Origin of the sequence: Prevotella sp. CAG:255, from assembly GCF_000431195.1 — a bacterium.
Lineage (GTDB): Bacteria > Bacteroidota > Bacteroidia > Bacteroidales > Bacteroidaceae > Prevotella > Prevotella rara.
In genome coordinates this window covers 18,078-35,572 of record NZ_HF986818.1, presented here as the reverse complement: position 1 = coordinate 35,572, position 17,495 = coordinate 18,078, and the positions used below count along the sequence as shown (strand labels likewise).

Here is a 17,495-nt window from a genome sequence, read left to right as displayed (position 1 = left end):
ATCTGTATTTTTATTTAATCTTGGTGAAACGGAGGTGCAGCGAGTAGGGCTGCTGCTTGATGGCATACTTCGTGAGCACGCCGGGACCGCAGCTGCTGTTGCCAAGTCCCATCACGGCGGCGTTGATGTTGAGGTAAACATGGTCTTCAACCTTCAGGTCGCAGTCGTGCGCCGTGTTGTAGAGCTGCATGTCAGAGTAGGGCAGGGCAGAGAAAGAGAATGGCTTGCCGCTCTCTGTCGTAACCTTCCATCCGTTGCCCTTGCTGTCTGTCAGCATTAGTTCAGCCACCTGTTCGTGGTTGCCGCTGTCCTGCGGACGCGGATAGTGGACATACTGCTTGTCGACAGTTGAGTTCCAGCGGCCTATGCATGCTGCCTCAAGACGGTCGGGGTAAGTGTCCTGCATGCCCATGCCATACCAGCTGATGTTAGTGTATGACGCCGGCATAACAAAGGTATTGCCCACGCACGGCAGTGGCGGCAGTTCTCCGCTCGGTGTGTATGTTGCCTTAAAGTCTACCGAACCGTTTGCGTCTACGGTATAGCTGTAGTCGGTACGTATAGAACCTTTGATGTACTTGCAGGTGTAAGAAGCCTTGACGCTCACAGTTCCGTCTGTATTTCTCGTTGCCTTCACCGGCTCGTTCTCAACAATTTCGGCTGAGTCGAGACGGTTTCTTTTCCAGTCTTTTGCAATCCAGTTGCCGAAGCCTTTGTCGTTGTCGGTCGGCGCACGGAAGAATCTTGGCTTTACGTTCTCTATCCACTGCTTTGCAGCCTCTATGTCGGCATCCTTGTTCTTCTTGAGTTCAGCGGCCTTGAAGGCTGTCGCGAGCTTGTCGTTGAGCACAAACTGGCTGTGCATGATCTCATGTCCTGCCTTTGCCCAGCTTGCGTCGTTCTTCAGCGTTACGCTTATGTTGAGGCGCACGTCGGCATCGTCAGAATATTTAAGTTGAGGCAACGTGAAGTCTTTCAGCTCGCCTTTCTTCTTTATCTTGCCGTTCTCTGTGATATTCCATGTAAAGCGGTAATTGTTTATATCAACGTGTTCGTCGCGCTTTATAACGTTAATGCGGTTGCCGTCGAGCGTCAGTTTAAGAGGCGCATAAACCTGCTTTACCTCATAATATTTAGGCGTTGTCTGTCTGTCGGACGACACGATGCCCTTCACGCAGAATGCACCGAGGTTAGGCGCGTCGCCGAAGTCGCCGCCGTATGCCACCATAGTCTTGCCGTCATCGCGCTTCTTGAATATGCCTTCGTCGGCCCATTCCCATATAAAACCGCCGAGCATGCGCGGATTGCTGTATATCTCGTCCCAGTATTCCTTGAAGTTTCCGAGGGCGTTACCCATAGCGTGGGCGTATTCGCTCGTCACTACGGGGCGGTTGTCGCCTTTCTTCTCGGCAATGCTCAGCAGGCGTTCCCAGCGCGCGTTCTCAGGGCGCTCCATGTTGTTGTCCTTCACACCGGGGTTAAGATATTCCTCCTGCACGCGCGGATAGAAGCGGCTTATCACGTCTACCGTTGCCGGGTCGTTGCTGTCGGGGCCCTGCGCTCCTTCGTAATGAATGAAGCGTGTGGGGTCGTATTCCTTTATCCATGCGCCGGTAGCCGCGAAGTTGGGGCCCCAGCCCGACTCGTTGCCGAGCGACCAGAACACCACGCAGGGGTAGTTGCGGTCGCGGATTACGAGGCGCTGTGTGCGGTCTATGAAGGCCGCTGCCCACGAAGGCTCGCTTGCCAGCTTGCCGCGCAGTCCGTGTTCCTCTATGTCGGCCTCGTCCATGACGTATATTCCGTATTTGTCGCACAGTTCATACCAGCGCGTGTCGTTGGGATAATGGCATGTGCGCACGGCATTAATGTTGCACTGCTTCAGCAGCATTATATCCTGCAGCATGCGCTCTTCTGTCATCACCTTGCCCGTTATGGGGTCCATCTCGTGGCGGTTTACGCCGCGCAGGCGCACCTGCTTGCCGTTGACGAGGAAGCGGCCGTCCTTAATTTCGAGTTTGCGGAAACCCACCTTTGTCTCTGCACGCTCTATGGTGTTGCCTGCCTTGTCTACCAAAGCCAGCTTGAGCGTGTACAGATAAGGCGTCTCTGCCGACCACTTATGCGGATTCTTCACCTCTGCCTTGAGCCATCCGTAGGCGGCATATCCGCGCTGCGGGTTGCGTGCATTCATTATCTTTGCCTTGTTGTCGAGGTTGAGCATCGTGGCGGCATCTTCTTTCAGAGTGCTGTCGAGCACTGCCTTGCCCTCGGCGTCATACAGCTGCGCCTCGATGTGATAGCCCTCGCCGCGCTGGCTGCCAACGACTTCAAGTTCGGGATGAACCACGAGTGTGGCGTCGGTGTATGTGTCGTCGAGAATGGTGCGCACGCCAAAGTCGCGTATGCGTATCTGCGGCGTGGCATATAGATACACGCTGCGGTGTATGCCTCCGATGCGCCACATGTCCTGATCTTCGAGATAGCTGCCGTCTGAATATTTCAGAACCTTAAGCGCTATGAGGTTAGTGCCGCTGTTGAGGTAGGGCGTGAGCCTGAATTCTGCCGGCTCCATGCTGCCCTGCGAGTAGCCCACCTGCTTGCCGTTGACATAAATGTAGAATGCGCTCGACACTGAGCCGAAGTGGACATACACCTCCTTGCCGCTCCATGATGCCGGAACGGTGAACGTGCGGCGGTAGCAGCCCGTGGGGTTGCGCTCTATGAACGAAGTGTATTTCTGCTTGGGTTCGCCCATAACGTAGGGCGGATTAATCTTGAACACGTAGCCGGAGCTGCAATAAATAGGCGTGCCGTAGCCGTTCATCTCCCAGTCGCCCGGCACGGGAAACGTTGTCCAACCGCTGTCGTTGAAGTCGGTCTGATAAAAATTCTCCGGCTGCATGTCGGGCGTCTTGGTCCAGTTGAACTTCCACTGTCCGTCGAGCGTCATGGTCATGTCGCCCGGAGCAGTAAGATATGGCGTAAACGCCGCCCTTGCCGGTTCGCGGTTTATAGAGAGCACATACTGGTTTTCCCAGTCGTGGCCTTGTGCCATTGCCATGCACGAGCATAAGGCAAGTGTGGCTGTCATCAGGATGTTTCTCATTTGTCTGTATCTTCTTTTATGTTATTTTTCCGAGTTTCGGTGCATCGTTGTCATGCGTCCTTGTCATGTATCTTTCCTTTTAAGTTTTGCGATACATGTCAGCCGTTTTGTAAAAGGCGTCCTTTTGCATCCTAAAAGGTATGCTTTTACCGTCTAAAATGGCATCTTTTGCAGTCTAAAAGACGGCCTTTTGCAACGTGTTGAAAATCAGTGCGTTGTGCATCCGATTAAAAACGTTGCTGCCGCAACGGCAAAACAGCCCTTCAACAGCAGTAGGGCCGTATGCCGTGGCGGCTTGAGTTGGCAGCCGGCAGAGCCGGTCTTTATTCGATAGTCAGTTTGTCAAACAACATTTTCTCAATACCTTCGCCGCTCAGTGTCACTATGTAGCTGCCGGCGTTGGTCTGCGAGCCGGTGGTGATGCTGGTGTTGCGCCTCTTGGTTTTCTTTTCAGGCGTCTTTACGAACGTTATGTCGTCTTCCTTATACACCACGCCGTTGAGGTCGGTTATCTTCACGTGCAGTGTGCGCTCGGCCTCGGGGTTGTAGTAGCGGAAGCGCAGGGCATAAACCTTTGCCACACCTACGTTGTAGTTCCATGTCATCACTCCGTTGTTTATCATTCCCTCCACGCTTATCGAGCTGTTGCTGCGCGGCGGCAGCAGGCTGTCGGGCGTGTTGGTGAGTATGTCGCTGTCAAAGTTTTTCCACATCTCCGGCTCGTTCTCCTCGGGATAGTCGGCAGCCGCAGTAGAGTCTGTTGTGGCTATGGCTATGGCCGATATTATGGCCTGTCCGGCGTTCACCTTGGGGAAGTTGATGTTTATGCGGTAGTCAGAGTTGTGTATGTTCACCACGCGCTTGTATGGCTTGGCATATCTTGCCTGTGCCCAGAGGTCGAGGTTTCTGATATACGTGCTGTCGTTGATGCCCACGTCAAACAGGCGCAGACCTTCGCAGTCGGTTGTCTCGCTTGCGCCTGCTCCATACCACGGCTCAATGAAATAGAGCTCTATGCGGTAGTTGCCCGGCTTGGCGGGGAAGCTGTATGACAGCTCGTGGCGGCCGAAGCGCGACGTGCGGAACAGAGGCGACACGGCAAGGCCGTTGTTGCATGTCTGGCTGGCTTGATACGGACTGGCTTCCTTGGGGAACTTGCTGCCCCATGATTTAGACCATTTTGTGTTGTCCTGCATCCACACCGTGCCGAACTTGTCGGTGTAAGAGTCGCCGCCGCAGTTGATGTTGTAAAGATAGTTGTAGCCTTTCAGGGGTTTCAGCATGCTTTCGTCCCAGTCCTTGTATGACGGCAGGGCTATCGAGTCTTCGGCCACGGCCTTGCCGTTGTGATATGCCGTAGCCTTGATGATGTCGCCGTCGAGGCTTATGCCTGTCCATCTGAAGAGCGACGTCGTGTCGGCCTTCACCTTAGTTTCTGCCCACTTGCCGCAGCTCAGTCTTACAGAGTCGCAGTTGCTGTATACGCGCACGCTGTCTTCAGAGATGTTAGGCACGATATATACGGTCTGTTCGTCGTCGGCCTTGACATAGCGCGACTTATACATATAGAAGGCGTCTGTAGGCTGCTCCCATGTGGTGAAGAGTCCTTTGTGGTTAAACGGACCCACCTTGTCGATGCGTCGCAGGCCCTCGTCGGGCTGACGGCGTCCGGGGTTGTCGTGGCTCTGCAGCACCCAGAGGAACTGTCCGCATACGCTGTCTTTTACGCTCTCGGCCAGCTGTGCCTTGCGCTCCAGTATGTCGCAGAATTTCTCCTCGGTGTATCTTTCGCCCGTATGGTTGCCCACGGTGCGCCATGCGCCATATTCGCCGTTGAGCAGCTGGTCGGGCTGTTTCAGCTCGTTGCCGTAGTTTTCAATCTTTCCTCCGTAGGTTCCGCTCCAGTTCTGCACCACGTTCCAGTCTGTACCTTCGCCTCCGTTGCATGTCGTTATCAGGCGCATGGTGCCGCATGTCGGGTCGAGCTTGCGTATTATGTCAGAACATTCCTTGGCAAAGTCGGCCGGCAGGGTGCTTTCGTTCTGCAGTCCCCACAGTATTATCGACGGCGAGTTGCGGCGCTCCTTCACCCATTGGATAAGATGGCGCTTGAAGCTCTCCCTGAACTGTGGCGTGTCATACCATATATGGGCCGAGAACTGCGGCCACCACAGCAGTCCCTCCTTGTCGATAAGCTCCTGATATCTGAGGTTGTGGGGCTGATGGGCGTCTCTGAAGGCGTTGAATCCGGCGCTCTTCACCTCCTTTATGCGTGCGTCTATCTGCCTGTCGGAGAAAGCGTGGCTCTGTCCGAACATGTGTTCGTATTCGCATACGCCGTTGATAAACACGGGCTTGCCGTTCAGATAGAAGCGCTGATCGCCGTCGTTGCGTGTCAGCGGCCAGCTTGCCGTCCTTACACCAAACGGAGTTACGAGGTCGTCGGTGGCCTTGTTGTTGCGCTTTATAATGCTGCTGAGCTTGTAGAGATAAGGCTTCTCTATGCTCCAAAGATTAGGATTGCTTATCGGAGCCGACTGTCTTATGGTCTTGGTCTCGCCCGGTTTCAGCGTTATGTTCTCTGTGAGGCGTATCACCTGCTTGCCGTTCTGCTCGCATATCTTGCTAGTCAGGCTTACAGAAGCGGTGTCAGTGCCGTAGTTGCGCACTTCTGTGTCTACGAATATGCTGTCAGCCGTGGCATTGTTCCATACGTGCACGCCGAAGGGTTCTATCCTCACCTTGTCTGTTATCTCAAGTACCACGGGACGGTAAATGCCGAACGGCTGTGAACCTTCGCTGAAGCCCCATTCTGAGCTGCATCCGCCGCACACCCACGGCATGTCGGTTATGCCCTTCGGATGGTTCACCCTTACTTCAAGCTGGTTTTCGTCGCCCTTGCGTACATATTTTGTTATATCAATGGTTTTGGTCGTGCGGCCAATGTCGTAGGTGCCTATTTTCTTGCCGTTGAGCGTCACTTCGGCGTATGTTCCTACGCCCTCAAAGCGCAGGAAGTATTCTTTGCCCTCCATGTTGGGCGCAAGGAAAAACTTCTTGAAGTCGGCTCTGCCGTGCAGGTTGCCGTGTTCTTTTTGCAGCGCACCGTAATAGTCGTCAAGATTGTAGGGTATGTCGGTTCTGAACTTGTTGCGGCCGTAGCTCACTTCCCAGTTGTCGTTGAGCGACGTTATAAAGCGCTTGCCCGTTGCGTTGGGCTTGGGGAAGCTGACTTCGCTCTGTCCCATGGGCTTGCTTGTTGCCAGGGCGATGCCTCGCTGTTCAGAGTTGTTTACGGCACAATAGAAGTGATATACCACGCCGTTATGGTAGATCACGGAGCTCTTGTGAGCGAACATCTCGTCGTAAGACTTCGACGGCACAATGAGGTCTTCGCCCTTCCAGTCGGTCCAGTGAATCATGTCGTAGCTGGCCGCAAAGGTGTTGAACGCGTTATATTCGCGTGTAGGGTTGAAGGCCGAGAAGTAGAACATTACATACAGGTTGCCCATCTTCACTATCTGCGCGTCGCCGGTTATTGTTCCGTCGCTGTCGTGTGCGAATATGGGGTTGTCCTTGTATCTGTGCCACTTCCTCATGTCGTTCGAGAAGGCAATGCCTATGCGTTCGCCTTTTGGATGAGTGGCGTCTTTTCCGCCGGCATTGTAGAACATCATGAACTGGTAGCCAAACTTCTTTTTGTCTACTCTGTACACCGTACTCTTGTATTGAGTCAGCTGCTCCCACCATTGGGCATTCTTGTCGTCATACGACAGTATGGGCTTCTTGTAGGTTTCCCACAGGTGCGCCTTGGTGATGTCCTCTTTAGTTGAGGCCAGACCGATGCTCAGCGGAGCGTTCACGGCCTCGTAGCCGGTGCCCTGTCCGCCGATGTAAGTCATCCAATAGCGGTCCTTGAATTTCTCAATGTTGTAGCTGCCGCCCCATTCATAGTCGATAAGTGCCGGAAAACCGCCGCGCTGGTTCATGTCCCAGCCCTCGCTGCCGAATGCCAGTATGCGTCCGAGAGTGGTCCAGTGGAGCAGGTCGTCGCTCTTGGCAAGCCACGTCTCATAGCCTCTTCCGTTCGTGCCGTTAGAGCCGTTGTAGCACACATAGGTCATATACCAGCTGTTGCCTTCCCTGAACACGGTGGGGCAGTCTATTTTCCGGTCGTTGCTTTCGGGAGCAACGACCAGACCATATTTATACGGAGTTCGTGCGGCCTCATACACCTTCTGCATCTCTTTCTGGCTCACGACAGTCTGCACAACGGGCTTTGCCTTTGTGCGTCGTCTGCTGCGGCTCTGTGCGCTTGCGTCGGTGCATATCAGCAGCATCAAAACTAACAGGATGTTCTTTACCATTATTATTCTTCAGCAGTGTTATTTCATGAATAGCCAGTCAACCTCGTTGCTGCCGCCGTTGAGTTTGGCGTCTCTTATCTTGAGGTCTGTGGCTGTAAATCCGGCAACCATTATAATGCCCTTGGGCAGGTTTATCACGTGGCGTCCGGGGTTAAGATGATATGCATGAATGTTTACTATAGGCATGTTAGACATGCTTATGGCGTTGGTTATCAGCGCCTCAGCCTGTCCGAACTCGTTGCCGGTAGCGTCGGTCTCTAGTTTTGGAGGACTGGCAAACTTGTTCTGGTCGTCGATGAAGAAGCCTACAAGCATCTTGACGGGTTTGCTGGTCTCAAACTCAACCTTGCCTCCCACGATGCGCGTTGTGTCGCGGTTGAGCACAAGAGCCTTGAGTCCTTCAAGTTCAGGAGCAAGCGAATCGATAGCCTCGTCGCGGTTTTCAAACAGTTTGGCGCCCTTGGTCAGCGTAACGGTCTTGTAGTTGCTTATCAGTTTTACGTCAGCGTTTACGGCCTTGGGATATTTCTCGTTCTTGCTGTTAGCATCATCCGGAGAAGTAAGCTTCACGATGTTGCTTTTCAGGCTGTTAAGCTCGTCCTCATAAACAGGAATCATCTCTTCCCATGTCTTGAACTTGCCTCCGTCACCGCCTACAGGTATACGGCGCTGTGAGGTCTGCATGCTGTTGGCGTAGAGATATGTGTCCTTTGTTCTCTCGGCCAGTTTCTTATAGTATTCGTTACTCTTCTCGAGCAGCGGAACGGCCTTTTTCAGGTATTCTACATCCTTGCTCCACTTGTAGTTGAGCACCTGTTGTGCGCCGAGAACCTTGTATTTAAACGAATATGCAAACTCTTTGTAGCACTCCATGTCGTTCACAAGACGCTCAAACTCGTCTTTGTTCTTTGTAATCTTGTCGCTGAGATTGCTTATTGCTGCCACAGCTTTGTCGCCGTGTTCAACACACTGGTCTACTATGTCGAGCGGAAGTTCGCCCACGTGCTTTTCGTGCTTCCATTCTTTCTCAACATATTCAATGAGCTTTTCGCCGGCAGGGCCACAGCTCTGGTAGAACTCCTCATAAACCGTATACTTATAAGGATTTACGAGCTGGCTGGCTTTCATGCCGAGCAACAGACACTGGCGGTTGCCCTCTGTGATGCCGAAGCGGCGTATAAGTTTAGGTGCAATCTCGCCGCTCTCGTCATAAGCCTTGAGAATATGTCTTGCTGTGAGCGTATCGGTGCCGTAATAGTCTGCCAGAACCTTCTGCCAATACACATTGTCATTGTCTCTCTGGCTCTTCCATGCGTAGCGTCCCCATGCCGAATACCACATCCAGTCGCGGTCTATCTGCAGCTGACGCTCACCGTTGGGGAGCTTGTCGGCTGTGTAAGGCCAGTCCCAGTAGTTTGCCTGAGGATAAAGGTGCAGACCGTTTGCGCCATGAACTCTGTGCATGGCTTTCACCGCCTTGTCGACAAAGGCTGGCGAGCTCCATCTCCACGGCTCGAGGTTGGCAAGAATATGCACGTTGCTTATGTGTATCGGAGCCACGCTGCTGAGCTGTCTCTGAGTCTCGCCCCATGGGCCTCCCGGCTCATATGTGGTGAGCGATTCGCCCGTATATTTTGTCATTGTGTAAATGTTCTTGTAGAGCGGAAGCGACTCACGCAGCACGCGTGGACCGTCTGTATCGTGCGAACGCAGGATGATAGGCGGCTCATCTGTTCTGCCAGACGCTTTCAGACCGTCCTTAATGCCCGGTATGATGGTATTTTTCATCCATTCAACGTCGTCTTCTATCGTAGCCATAGCTTCGCCGAGGCATACAAGGAAGCCTACATTTGGGTATTTCTGGATAAATGCCGAAATGCTCTTGCGTGTGTAGTCGCTGATAAGCGGAGTGATGGGGCGGTTGCGGTCCTGTGTGGCGATGCCGTAATGGTCGGCAAATGGTTTCGACAGGATGATATTGTAGAACATCTGTATTACACGTATACCGCGCTTTGCAGCCTCTGTCGTAAGGAATGAGAACATCTCCTGGTTCTTAGCCATTGTGGCATCGTCAACTTCGGCGGCAAAAGGATAGTCTTCAAGTTTTACAAGTGAAGCAAACGGATGGCCGTTCCACAGGAACACGGCGTTCATGTTGTCTGCTGCGAGCATGTCGAGATATTTTATCCACAGCTCCTTGTCGTAGAACCAAGGGAAGTTCTCTGGTGTGTAAGGATATTCGTAAACTTTGTGCCCTGGCAGGTATACTGTCTTCTGAAGGCCCACGCATGCTCCGCGTATTTTCATTTCGGGTGCGTCAACGATGATTGTGGGTATTTCCAGGTTGCCGTTGAGCTTATAATACTCGAGCAGTCGGTTAGCGCCATATATGGCACCCGACGCGTCGTTGCCGATGATGTTTATTGTCTTGCCTTTTCTCTTTATTGTGAATCCTTCCTGCGGCAGGTTAGCCGGATTTTCGGCCACACCGATTTTAATCTTGTATCCCTTTTGCATTGAAGGCACATAACTGTTGATCAGAGATGCCGCATACTCTGTCTGCGGCACTGCCGGGTTATGTTCTACTTTCGTTACAGAGGTTCCACAACTCGATAATGCTATCACCAGTCCTGATGCAATTATGCTTCGAATGTTTCTCATAATTTAATTGTAATTTCTTTTCCTGATGGTATTTCTATGTTTCTTTTTCCGTTTTCCAATATAAGCGTTCCATGGCCGCCGTCACTCTTTACGGTAACCGAATTGCCATCCATTTTCACATAGATGGAGCCGAACGGAGCCGGCACGGTGCCTTCCATCCATTCGAGTCCGCCGAGAGCCGGTTCGACGGTATATTCCTCATAGCCGGGCTTTGTGGGCTTCACGCCGAGATAATATTTGCCGAGCAGATATATCGGGCTTGCTCCCCATGCGTGGCAGAGACTCTTGCCGTATGGACGGCCATACATTGCCAGTTTCTCGGTTCCGTGTTCGTCAGGGTTGTATTTCTCCCAGAATGATGTTGCACCTTCCTTGAGCATGCCTCCCCAATAGTCTTTTATCTCTTTCATAACCTTGTCCTGCTCGTTCAGCATGCACAGGGCTTCAAGTTCGTAGAAGCGCATGTAGGGTGTTGTTATTCTGAGAACGTCCTCGTTGAGGATTACAGAATTCTTCACGGTCTGCTGTCTTTCCTCGTCAAGATAGCCGAATATTATGGCGAACATGTTGGGGTAGCGGAACACGTCTTCGCCCTGCTTTCCGTTAAGACGGTTGTGTACGAGTGCCTGTTTATCGTCGTTCCAGAAGAACTGCATCAGTTTGTTGCCAAGTTCGTCGGCTTTTTCCTGGTATGCGTTTCCTTCCTCATCGTTGTCGGTAAGTTTGGCCACGGCAGCAATAGCCTCAAGAGACTTTCTGAAAAGAATCTGCTCAAAGGCGAGCTGTCCGTGCTTGTCCATGGGTTTGTCTGCCCAGTCGACGAACACCCAGTCGCCGTCCATACCCTCAACCATGCCGTCTTCGTCTGTTCTGCCGAGCACGTAGTCCATGTAGGTCTTCATCGTAGGATATATCTGTGTGAGGAAATGGCGGTCGCCACTGTACAGATAATAATCGTATACAGAGTTAAACCAGAAGAAGGTATAGTCCATTATGGTGTTTATGTGGCTTGTTATCGGAGCCTTGCCTGCAAGCAGCCATGTGGTTCGTTTCACCATGTCGTTGTCATTGAACAGATAGTAGTTCATCAGATAGCTCTGTGTTGCGTCGCCGCTCCACACCCATCTGTCGCGCTTTATGCCGTCAATGAAAAACTCGCGTGTGGTAAGCTGCATTGTGTATGCGCCGATTTCCCATATTCTGTTAAGTTCTTCATCGTTGCATCTGAACGTTCCTTTCTCTTCTTCGGGCATAAACTCATAGTCCATGCTTACGCCGCTTACAGAGCATCCTTCTGTCTCAACGCAGATAAACCTAAATGCCTTGCTGTTGCCGAGCACGTATTCGTCAGCGAGTTCTGTTGTCTGGTTTGTAGCCAAATCAGTTACTATGCCATTGCATACTTCAAGTTTGTCGAGTGTTTCACAGTGGTCTTTGTCCGTGGCTTCTTCCTTGCTCTCGCCGTAGTAGATGTTTATCGTGCCGTTGCCTCTTATGCCTTTCAGTATGGCATAGCCGAAAGTCTCTTTTCCGAAGTCGTATACGTTGCCGTCGGCAGCCACGGCTTCATGGCGTTCGCGCTCAAGTTTAAACTGTGACGGGCGCTGTTCTATGTTATCAAAGTTATAGAATCCTGCCGGCATATATACTGTAGATGACGTGTCGCTGGCCTTGCCGCTCTCGTCAATCCACTCTTTGTCCTCAAATGTTACGTTCCATGTGCCGTCTGTCTTCACCGTCTTTCCGTCAACATAAAGTGCCGGCGGGGTGCATTGGTTGTGCACCTTGATGTTTATGCGGTGTTTTCCTGCAGCCAAAGTAATTTTCTTGGGCATGCCAAAAAGCATCTTTCCGTCAATCTTTATGTTGTAAGAGCCTTCGGCTTCGATCTTCAGTTCTTCGTCTTCTGTAAGGTCTACGGCCTTGCTGAACTCTACGGTTACATAGTGGCTGTCCTGTTTCCAGAACGGCGGAAAATACGCACCGCGGTCTGTGCGGCGGTTGTTCATTTTGTTGCCGAGCCATATCTCATAGTCGCCCGGATACCATATCCATGTTGCTTTATATGTTGTCGCCATATCTTTCTTTTGTTATTTGTTCAAGTGTTTTGCCCTGTGTCTTAGGTGCCCACACAGTGCCTATGATGAGGGATATTATGAAGAATGCCATCATTATATATCCTGCGATGGTGAAGCCTTCGCCGTTCTTGCCGTAGATGTGAACAAAGTAGAGTCCCCATACGGCTGATACGCCTCTTACGATGAAGAACATGATGCCCTGTGCCGCTGCCCTGTATTTGGCAGGGAACAGCTCTGATGCCCATAGTGCATAGAATGTCTGTACGGATATTCCGGCCTGGATTGCCCACAAAAGTGTGAACACAACGAGACCAGTCATGCTGGTGATGCCTATAGTTACAATAATCAACCAAGCCAAAACACCCATGCTTACGCCTATGGCAAAGAGCATGCGCTGGTTGACACGGTCGATAATCAGCGAGCAGACAAATGTCATGATGATGATGACCACCCACTGTCCGGCAGCAAACATGTTTGCCATCTCGTTGCTGAGACCGCCTGCCGTCTCATATATGTGCGGCTGGAAGAACCCCATGACAGAACATACAAGGTTCCATGTGAGATACATTCCTGCCAAGAACAGCATAGAGCGCACGCAAACCTTGTTTGAGAAGAGTTCGCCAAATGAAGAGAACACTCCGTGTTTCTTTGTGTCGTCTTTTGCTTCAGCAGCCTTTGCAGCTTTCCATTCTGCGCTTTCGTCGAGACGGCGTTGCAGCTGCCATGCTATGAAAGCAACGATGAAGAGAGATGCGAACACGATGCGTGAACTGAACACGTTTAGTGCCGCGCCCTGTGCCTCGCCGCCTGTTATGAGGTTGGCCACGTATTCAACAAAAGGAAACAGCACTCCTCCGGTGTCGCCTGCTCCTCCTGTTGCCGGTGCCAGCAATGTTCCGATGATAAGAATGATAAGAGGGCCGATGCCCCATGCCATCTGTGATATGCAGATGTTGCGTCCGCGGTTTGCCGTCTCAGAACTTTCTGAAATATAAGTCCATGATGCCGGTACGCCTACGCCGACAGATATACCTGTTACGAGAAAACCTAAAAGCAGAATGGGGAAGTTGACGGCCAACATGATTATTGCCACGCCGAGCATATACACTAGCATGTTATATGTGTAGATGGCCTTGCGTCCGTATTTGTCTGCGAGAAATCCTCCTATTATCGCTCCTATTGCTGCACCGAGGCAGTTGGCGCTTATGGCATTGAGCCATCCTAAATGAGCTTCGCTGAGGTCGAGATAATTCTGCCAAAGCGTCAGGCCGCTGGCTCCGGCCACTATTGCTCCCGCGTCGAGATAGTTTGTCAGCGACACGGCTATGGTGCTTTTTAAGCTTCCTTTACTTTTTCCCATATTATTAGATTTGTAAATAGATTCGTTTATTTGTTTTACTGATTAATTCGTTTAAAGGTATTATGGCCTGTTATTCAGCCATAATACCTGCATTTGCCTTTATGCTGTCGGCCACGTTCGGGCCGTTGTTCTCCCATGTGTTGCCGGGTCCGTTGGCGTTTTTCAGATATTTCTCGCTCGGAGTCCAGTTGTTTCTTACGGTTATGTAAGAAGAGCCTTCGTCGGTATACAGATAGAACCAGTGGTTCGGGTCGTGTGCATAGCTCGGCGAGTAGATGTCTCTCACTACATTTTCTTCGATAAACGAGTGAGGCTGAGAGCCGAGAGTATAGATTCCGGCTGTATCATACATGTGCTTGGCATAATGATGGATGAGGTTGCCTTTAATCAGGTTGTTAGACATAGAGCATACTTGCTGATTCCAGCCCCATCCCATGCTGATGCCTGTGTATGACACTTCGCTGATTTCGTTGTGGCATATCTTTATGTTTTTCACAAAACCAGCACCTATGCCCACGCATCCCCAGTCTTCGTTCGACACATTTGTTATGAGGTTATTGGTTATGTTCAGGTCTGTGCATATAATCCTGCGGTCTGATGGATCATAAGGAAGATGGGCCTCGTGAGCCTCCGGACCGAAGCTTCCGGCCAAAATGCCGTTGCCTCCCATGTCGCTGAACTTGCAGCGGTCAACGGTTCCACCTTTTATATATGTATGATAGTCGAGACCTGTTGATGCATTGTGCTCAAAGCTGCACTTTGTGAATGACACGTTTTCGGCACAGTTGAGGCTTACTGCCGCTGCCGGACGTCCCACCCATCCCTGGTTGTCTAGTTTGTGGTCGCCGTTGGGACGTATCATCTTCGGTCTGAGCTTGTAGGCCTCAGTCATGTACATACCGGCCTGAAGTGGGGCGTGTCCGCTTATAGACGGGCGCATCCATGTTGCATAGCTGAATGTTATGCCTTCAAAAGTTACGTCTTTTACGGGATTGTCGGGCGTGCCTTCCACTTTCAGCAGAGTTTCCACTGCAGGCACAATCACCTCGGCCGTGTTCATGTTTTCGCCTTTGCGGGGAATGTAGTATAGCTTAGATGCTTTGGCATCGAGATACCATTCGCCTTCGCTGTCGAGCAGTTCCTTAGCGTTAGTGAGATAGAAGGCCGAGTTGCGCCCGTCTGATGTAACCATTGGCGATGGCCAAGGGTGCATGAAGTGGATGTGACTTTCGGGCTGATGGAATGTCACTTCAGCACTGTCGCCGGCTATCTTAACCGACTTTATGCGCAGATTGGCCACACACCACATTTCATGAAGCACCATTTCAGCATACTTGGCGTTCACTATTTTCTTCACGGCCTTTGCCGGTACGTATATTGTTTCTTTTGCCTTGTCGAGACTTCTTATTCTGAACATGTCGCTGAAGTCTTCAACATCACGTGCGCGTATGGCTTTCTTGCCGTTTACCCACATCTGCCTGAACTCAAGCGGACGGCCGTTGAAGTCGGGCACGTCGGCCACGTACATCTTGCCTTGCTTGTGCCAGTTGGTTATCCTTACGCCACCGCTTATCGTCACATTGCCGTCGGCAACAATGCGTGTGCCGTTGTCTTCGGGTCTTACAACGATGGGCTGATTAAGGCTGTATGTGCCTTCCGCCAGACGTATGGTTATGTCCTTTGCGTTGTTCATGCGTCTTTCTTCTCTGGCCTGCTGCAAGGCTTTCTCTATAGCATATGCGCCCGGCTTGACAATCAAGTCGGTCGCATAGATGTTTATTCCGGCAAAAGCTGCGGATATTAGTGTTATTAATATTCTGCGGGTATCCATACTGTCATTTCGCTCTTGCCTCTGTTGCCCCATGCATAATAGGGTATAAGGCGTATTTTCACTTTATTCTTGTCTTTGCTCACTTCTCTGTAAAGAGTGTTGTTCCATGACTTCTCGCTGCGGTTTACGGCTTCTGTCTCAAGCGCCATGATGCGGCTTCCTTCTATGTTTGTCTCTACGGGCACAAACTTTGCGTCTACCGGTATGGCTATGTTGTCAATGTCAACGCCGTTGAGGTCGTTGCTCTCGAGACAGTATATAATAGGTCCGCGCTGTACAACCACTTGGCCGCGGCACTCTTCAACCAGCGGATTTGCCTCAACGAGCTTTGTCTCCATAGGCATTTCGAGTCTTACAACGTCGCCTTTTTTCCAAGTGCGTGTAATTGCAGCATACGATTCACTCTTGATATCAGTGTTAACAGCTTCGCCGTTTACAGTTATCTTGGCGTCATTGCACCATGCCGGAATTCTCAGCTTCAGCGTGAAATCTTTTTTGCCTTTCAGCTTTGTCACGTTGAGGGCGATGCTTCCGTTCCACGGATAATCGGTTTCCTGTGTTAGAGTTATGTCGCCTATTCCGTCAAGCTTTGTGGTAAGGGTGTTTGCGCCATACAGATTAACGTAAATCTCTTTTTTGCCTACGCTGTAAGCATAGTCCTGAGCCTCGCAGAGTGTGCGCAGCGTGTTCGGCGGACAGCAGAAACAGCTGATGTATTCTGTACGCTCTTTGGGCCAGCGCAGCTTATACGGCAGCTCGTCTGACATTCTCAGCGGGTTGGTGTAGAAATATTTCTTGCCGTCAAGACTTATGCCGCACAAAATGCTGTTGAACAGGCAGTTTTCCACCAGGTCAGTGTATTTTGCGTCTGCTGTGTTCTGGAACAGACGCCAGTTGAGCAGCATGTTGCCAATGTTGGCGCAGGTTTCGTTGTGTGCGGTAGAGTGGGGCAGCTGATATGGGCGGCCGTAGCTCTGGTGTACTTTTTGTATAAGGTCTGGTTTATATTCAGTACCGTCGGGCGAAGTGCCGTCATACAGTGCGCCGCAGGCTCCGTTGATATACATCTTGCGGTAGACGATGTCGTTCCATATTGAGTCGAGGTTTTTTTTCAGCTGTGCCTCGCCGTCCTCAACATAAAGGTCGGCAACGCCGGCATACAGATAGTTGGCTCTGACCGAATGTCCCATGGCGTTGTACTGCTGGCGGAACGGTATGCGGTCCTGGTTGTCGTCTGTGCCGTTCTTTACGCTGTCGCGTATGTTTATCAGCTGTTTCGACAGCTCGAGATATTTCGGATTGCCTGTCTCACGGTAAATTTCGGTTATGGCCATATAGTGTGAGGGGCAGATTACTCCTTTCTCGAGTGCGTCGGCTGACGGATTCATGTAGAAGTCATACAGGCAGTCGGCAGCCTTTATCGCGCAGTCGAGCAGAGTGGTCTTGCCTGTTGCGCGGTGGTGGATAATTCCGGCAGTGATGAGATGTCCCAGATTGTAGGCCTCAAAGTTGAGCGGATTGCCGAAGCGGCCGTCCTTGCTTGTGCCTACTTTTGTGCCAATGGTCTCATTCTCTTTCTCTTCGTCCTGAAGTGCCTTCTTGTTGATTTCAGCTATTACCACAGGTGTGTGCAGATAGCCGTCCGGACGCTGGGCTTTTGCTATAAGCTCTATCACGCGGTCCATTATCTTCTCAAGTTCAGGGTCTTTGTTGACTGCATATACTGCAGCTACGGCCTCGAGCCACTTATACATGTCGCCGTCGTGGAACGGAGGTCCGTGGCGCTTGCCTTTCTTCTCGCCGGCTGCAATCATGAAGTTGTTGTAACTGTGGCCTTTGTCTGACTTCCATGTCTCCCACATGCTCTGCAGCGAAGTGCCGCTGAACACGCCAAAGCGCTCACCCCAGAAGCCGCCTGTCCATTTTACGGCGCTTATAGGGGTGGAGTTTATTATGGCATACTTGCTGTTGCGTGTGTCTGTTATGCCATTCTGCTGTGCCATGACCGGTGTGGCTGCGGCTGCAGAAATCAGAATATTTATCAGAATAGATTTTTTCATTATATATCTTCGAGGTATAAATGTTTTTT

The 17,495-nt window shown here is 51.3% G+C and carries 7 protein-coding genes; all 7 read right to left on the bottom strand.

Annotated features, from left to right (window positions below; genetic code table 11):
- Positions 1–10: 10 nt before the first annotated feature.
- Complete coding sequence (locus QVO66_RS08300; protein ID WP_021855003.1) at positions 11–3,109, bottom strand: glycoside hydrolase family 2 TIM barrel-domain containing protein; 3,099 nt, start codon at positions 3,107–3,109, stop codon at positions 11–13.
- Between the two features lie 323 nt (positions 3,110–3,432).
- A complete protein-coding gene (locus tag QVO66_RS08295; protein WP_021855002.1) occupies positions 3,433–7,476 on the bottom strand; it encodes a beta-d-glucuronidase/beta-L-arabinofuranosidase in 4,044 nt (1,347 codons plus the stop codon).
- Between the two features lie 18 nt (positions 7,477–7,494).
- On the bottom strand, positions 7,495–10,137 hold the full coding sequence (locus QVO66_RS08290) for an alpha-d-galacturonidase (RefSeq protein ID WP_021855001.1): 2,643 nt from the start codon (positions 10,135–10,137) through the stop codon (positions 7,495–7,497).
- A complete protein-coding gene (locus QVO66_RS08285; protein WP_021855000.1) occupies positions 10,134–12,215 on the bottom strand; it encodes an alpha-L-rhamnosidase-related protein in 2,082 nt (693 codons plus the stop codon). The genes QVO66_RS08290 and QVO66_RS08285 overlap by 4 nt, the downstream gene beginning before the upstream one ends.
- Positions 12,199–13,575 (bottom strand): MFS transporter, encoded by a 1,377-nt coding sequence (locus QVO66_RS08280; protein ID WP_021854999.1) that lies wholly within the window; start codon positions 13,573–13,575, stop codon positions 12,199–12,201. Before QVO66_RS08280 ends, QVO66_RS08285 begins: the two co-directional genes overlap by 17 nt.
- 70 nt (positions 13,576–13,645) lie before the next feature.
- A complete protein-coding gene (locus tag QVO66_RS08275) occupies positions 13,646–15,406 on the bottom strand; it encodes a right-handed parallel beta-helix repeat-containing protein (RefSeq protein WP_021854998.1) in 1,761 nt (586 codons plus the stop codon).
- Positions 15,385–17,466 (bottom strand): aceric acid hydrolase, encoded by a 2,082-nt coding sequence (locus QVO66_RS08270; RefSeq protein WP_021854997.1) that lies wholly within the window; start codon positions 17,464–17,466, stop codon positions 15,385–15,387. Before QVO66_RS08270 ends, QVO66_RS08275 begins: the two co-directional genes overlap by 22 nt.
- Positions 17,467–17,495: the final 29 nt, after the last annotated feature.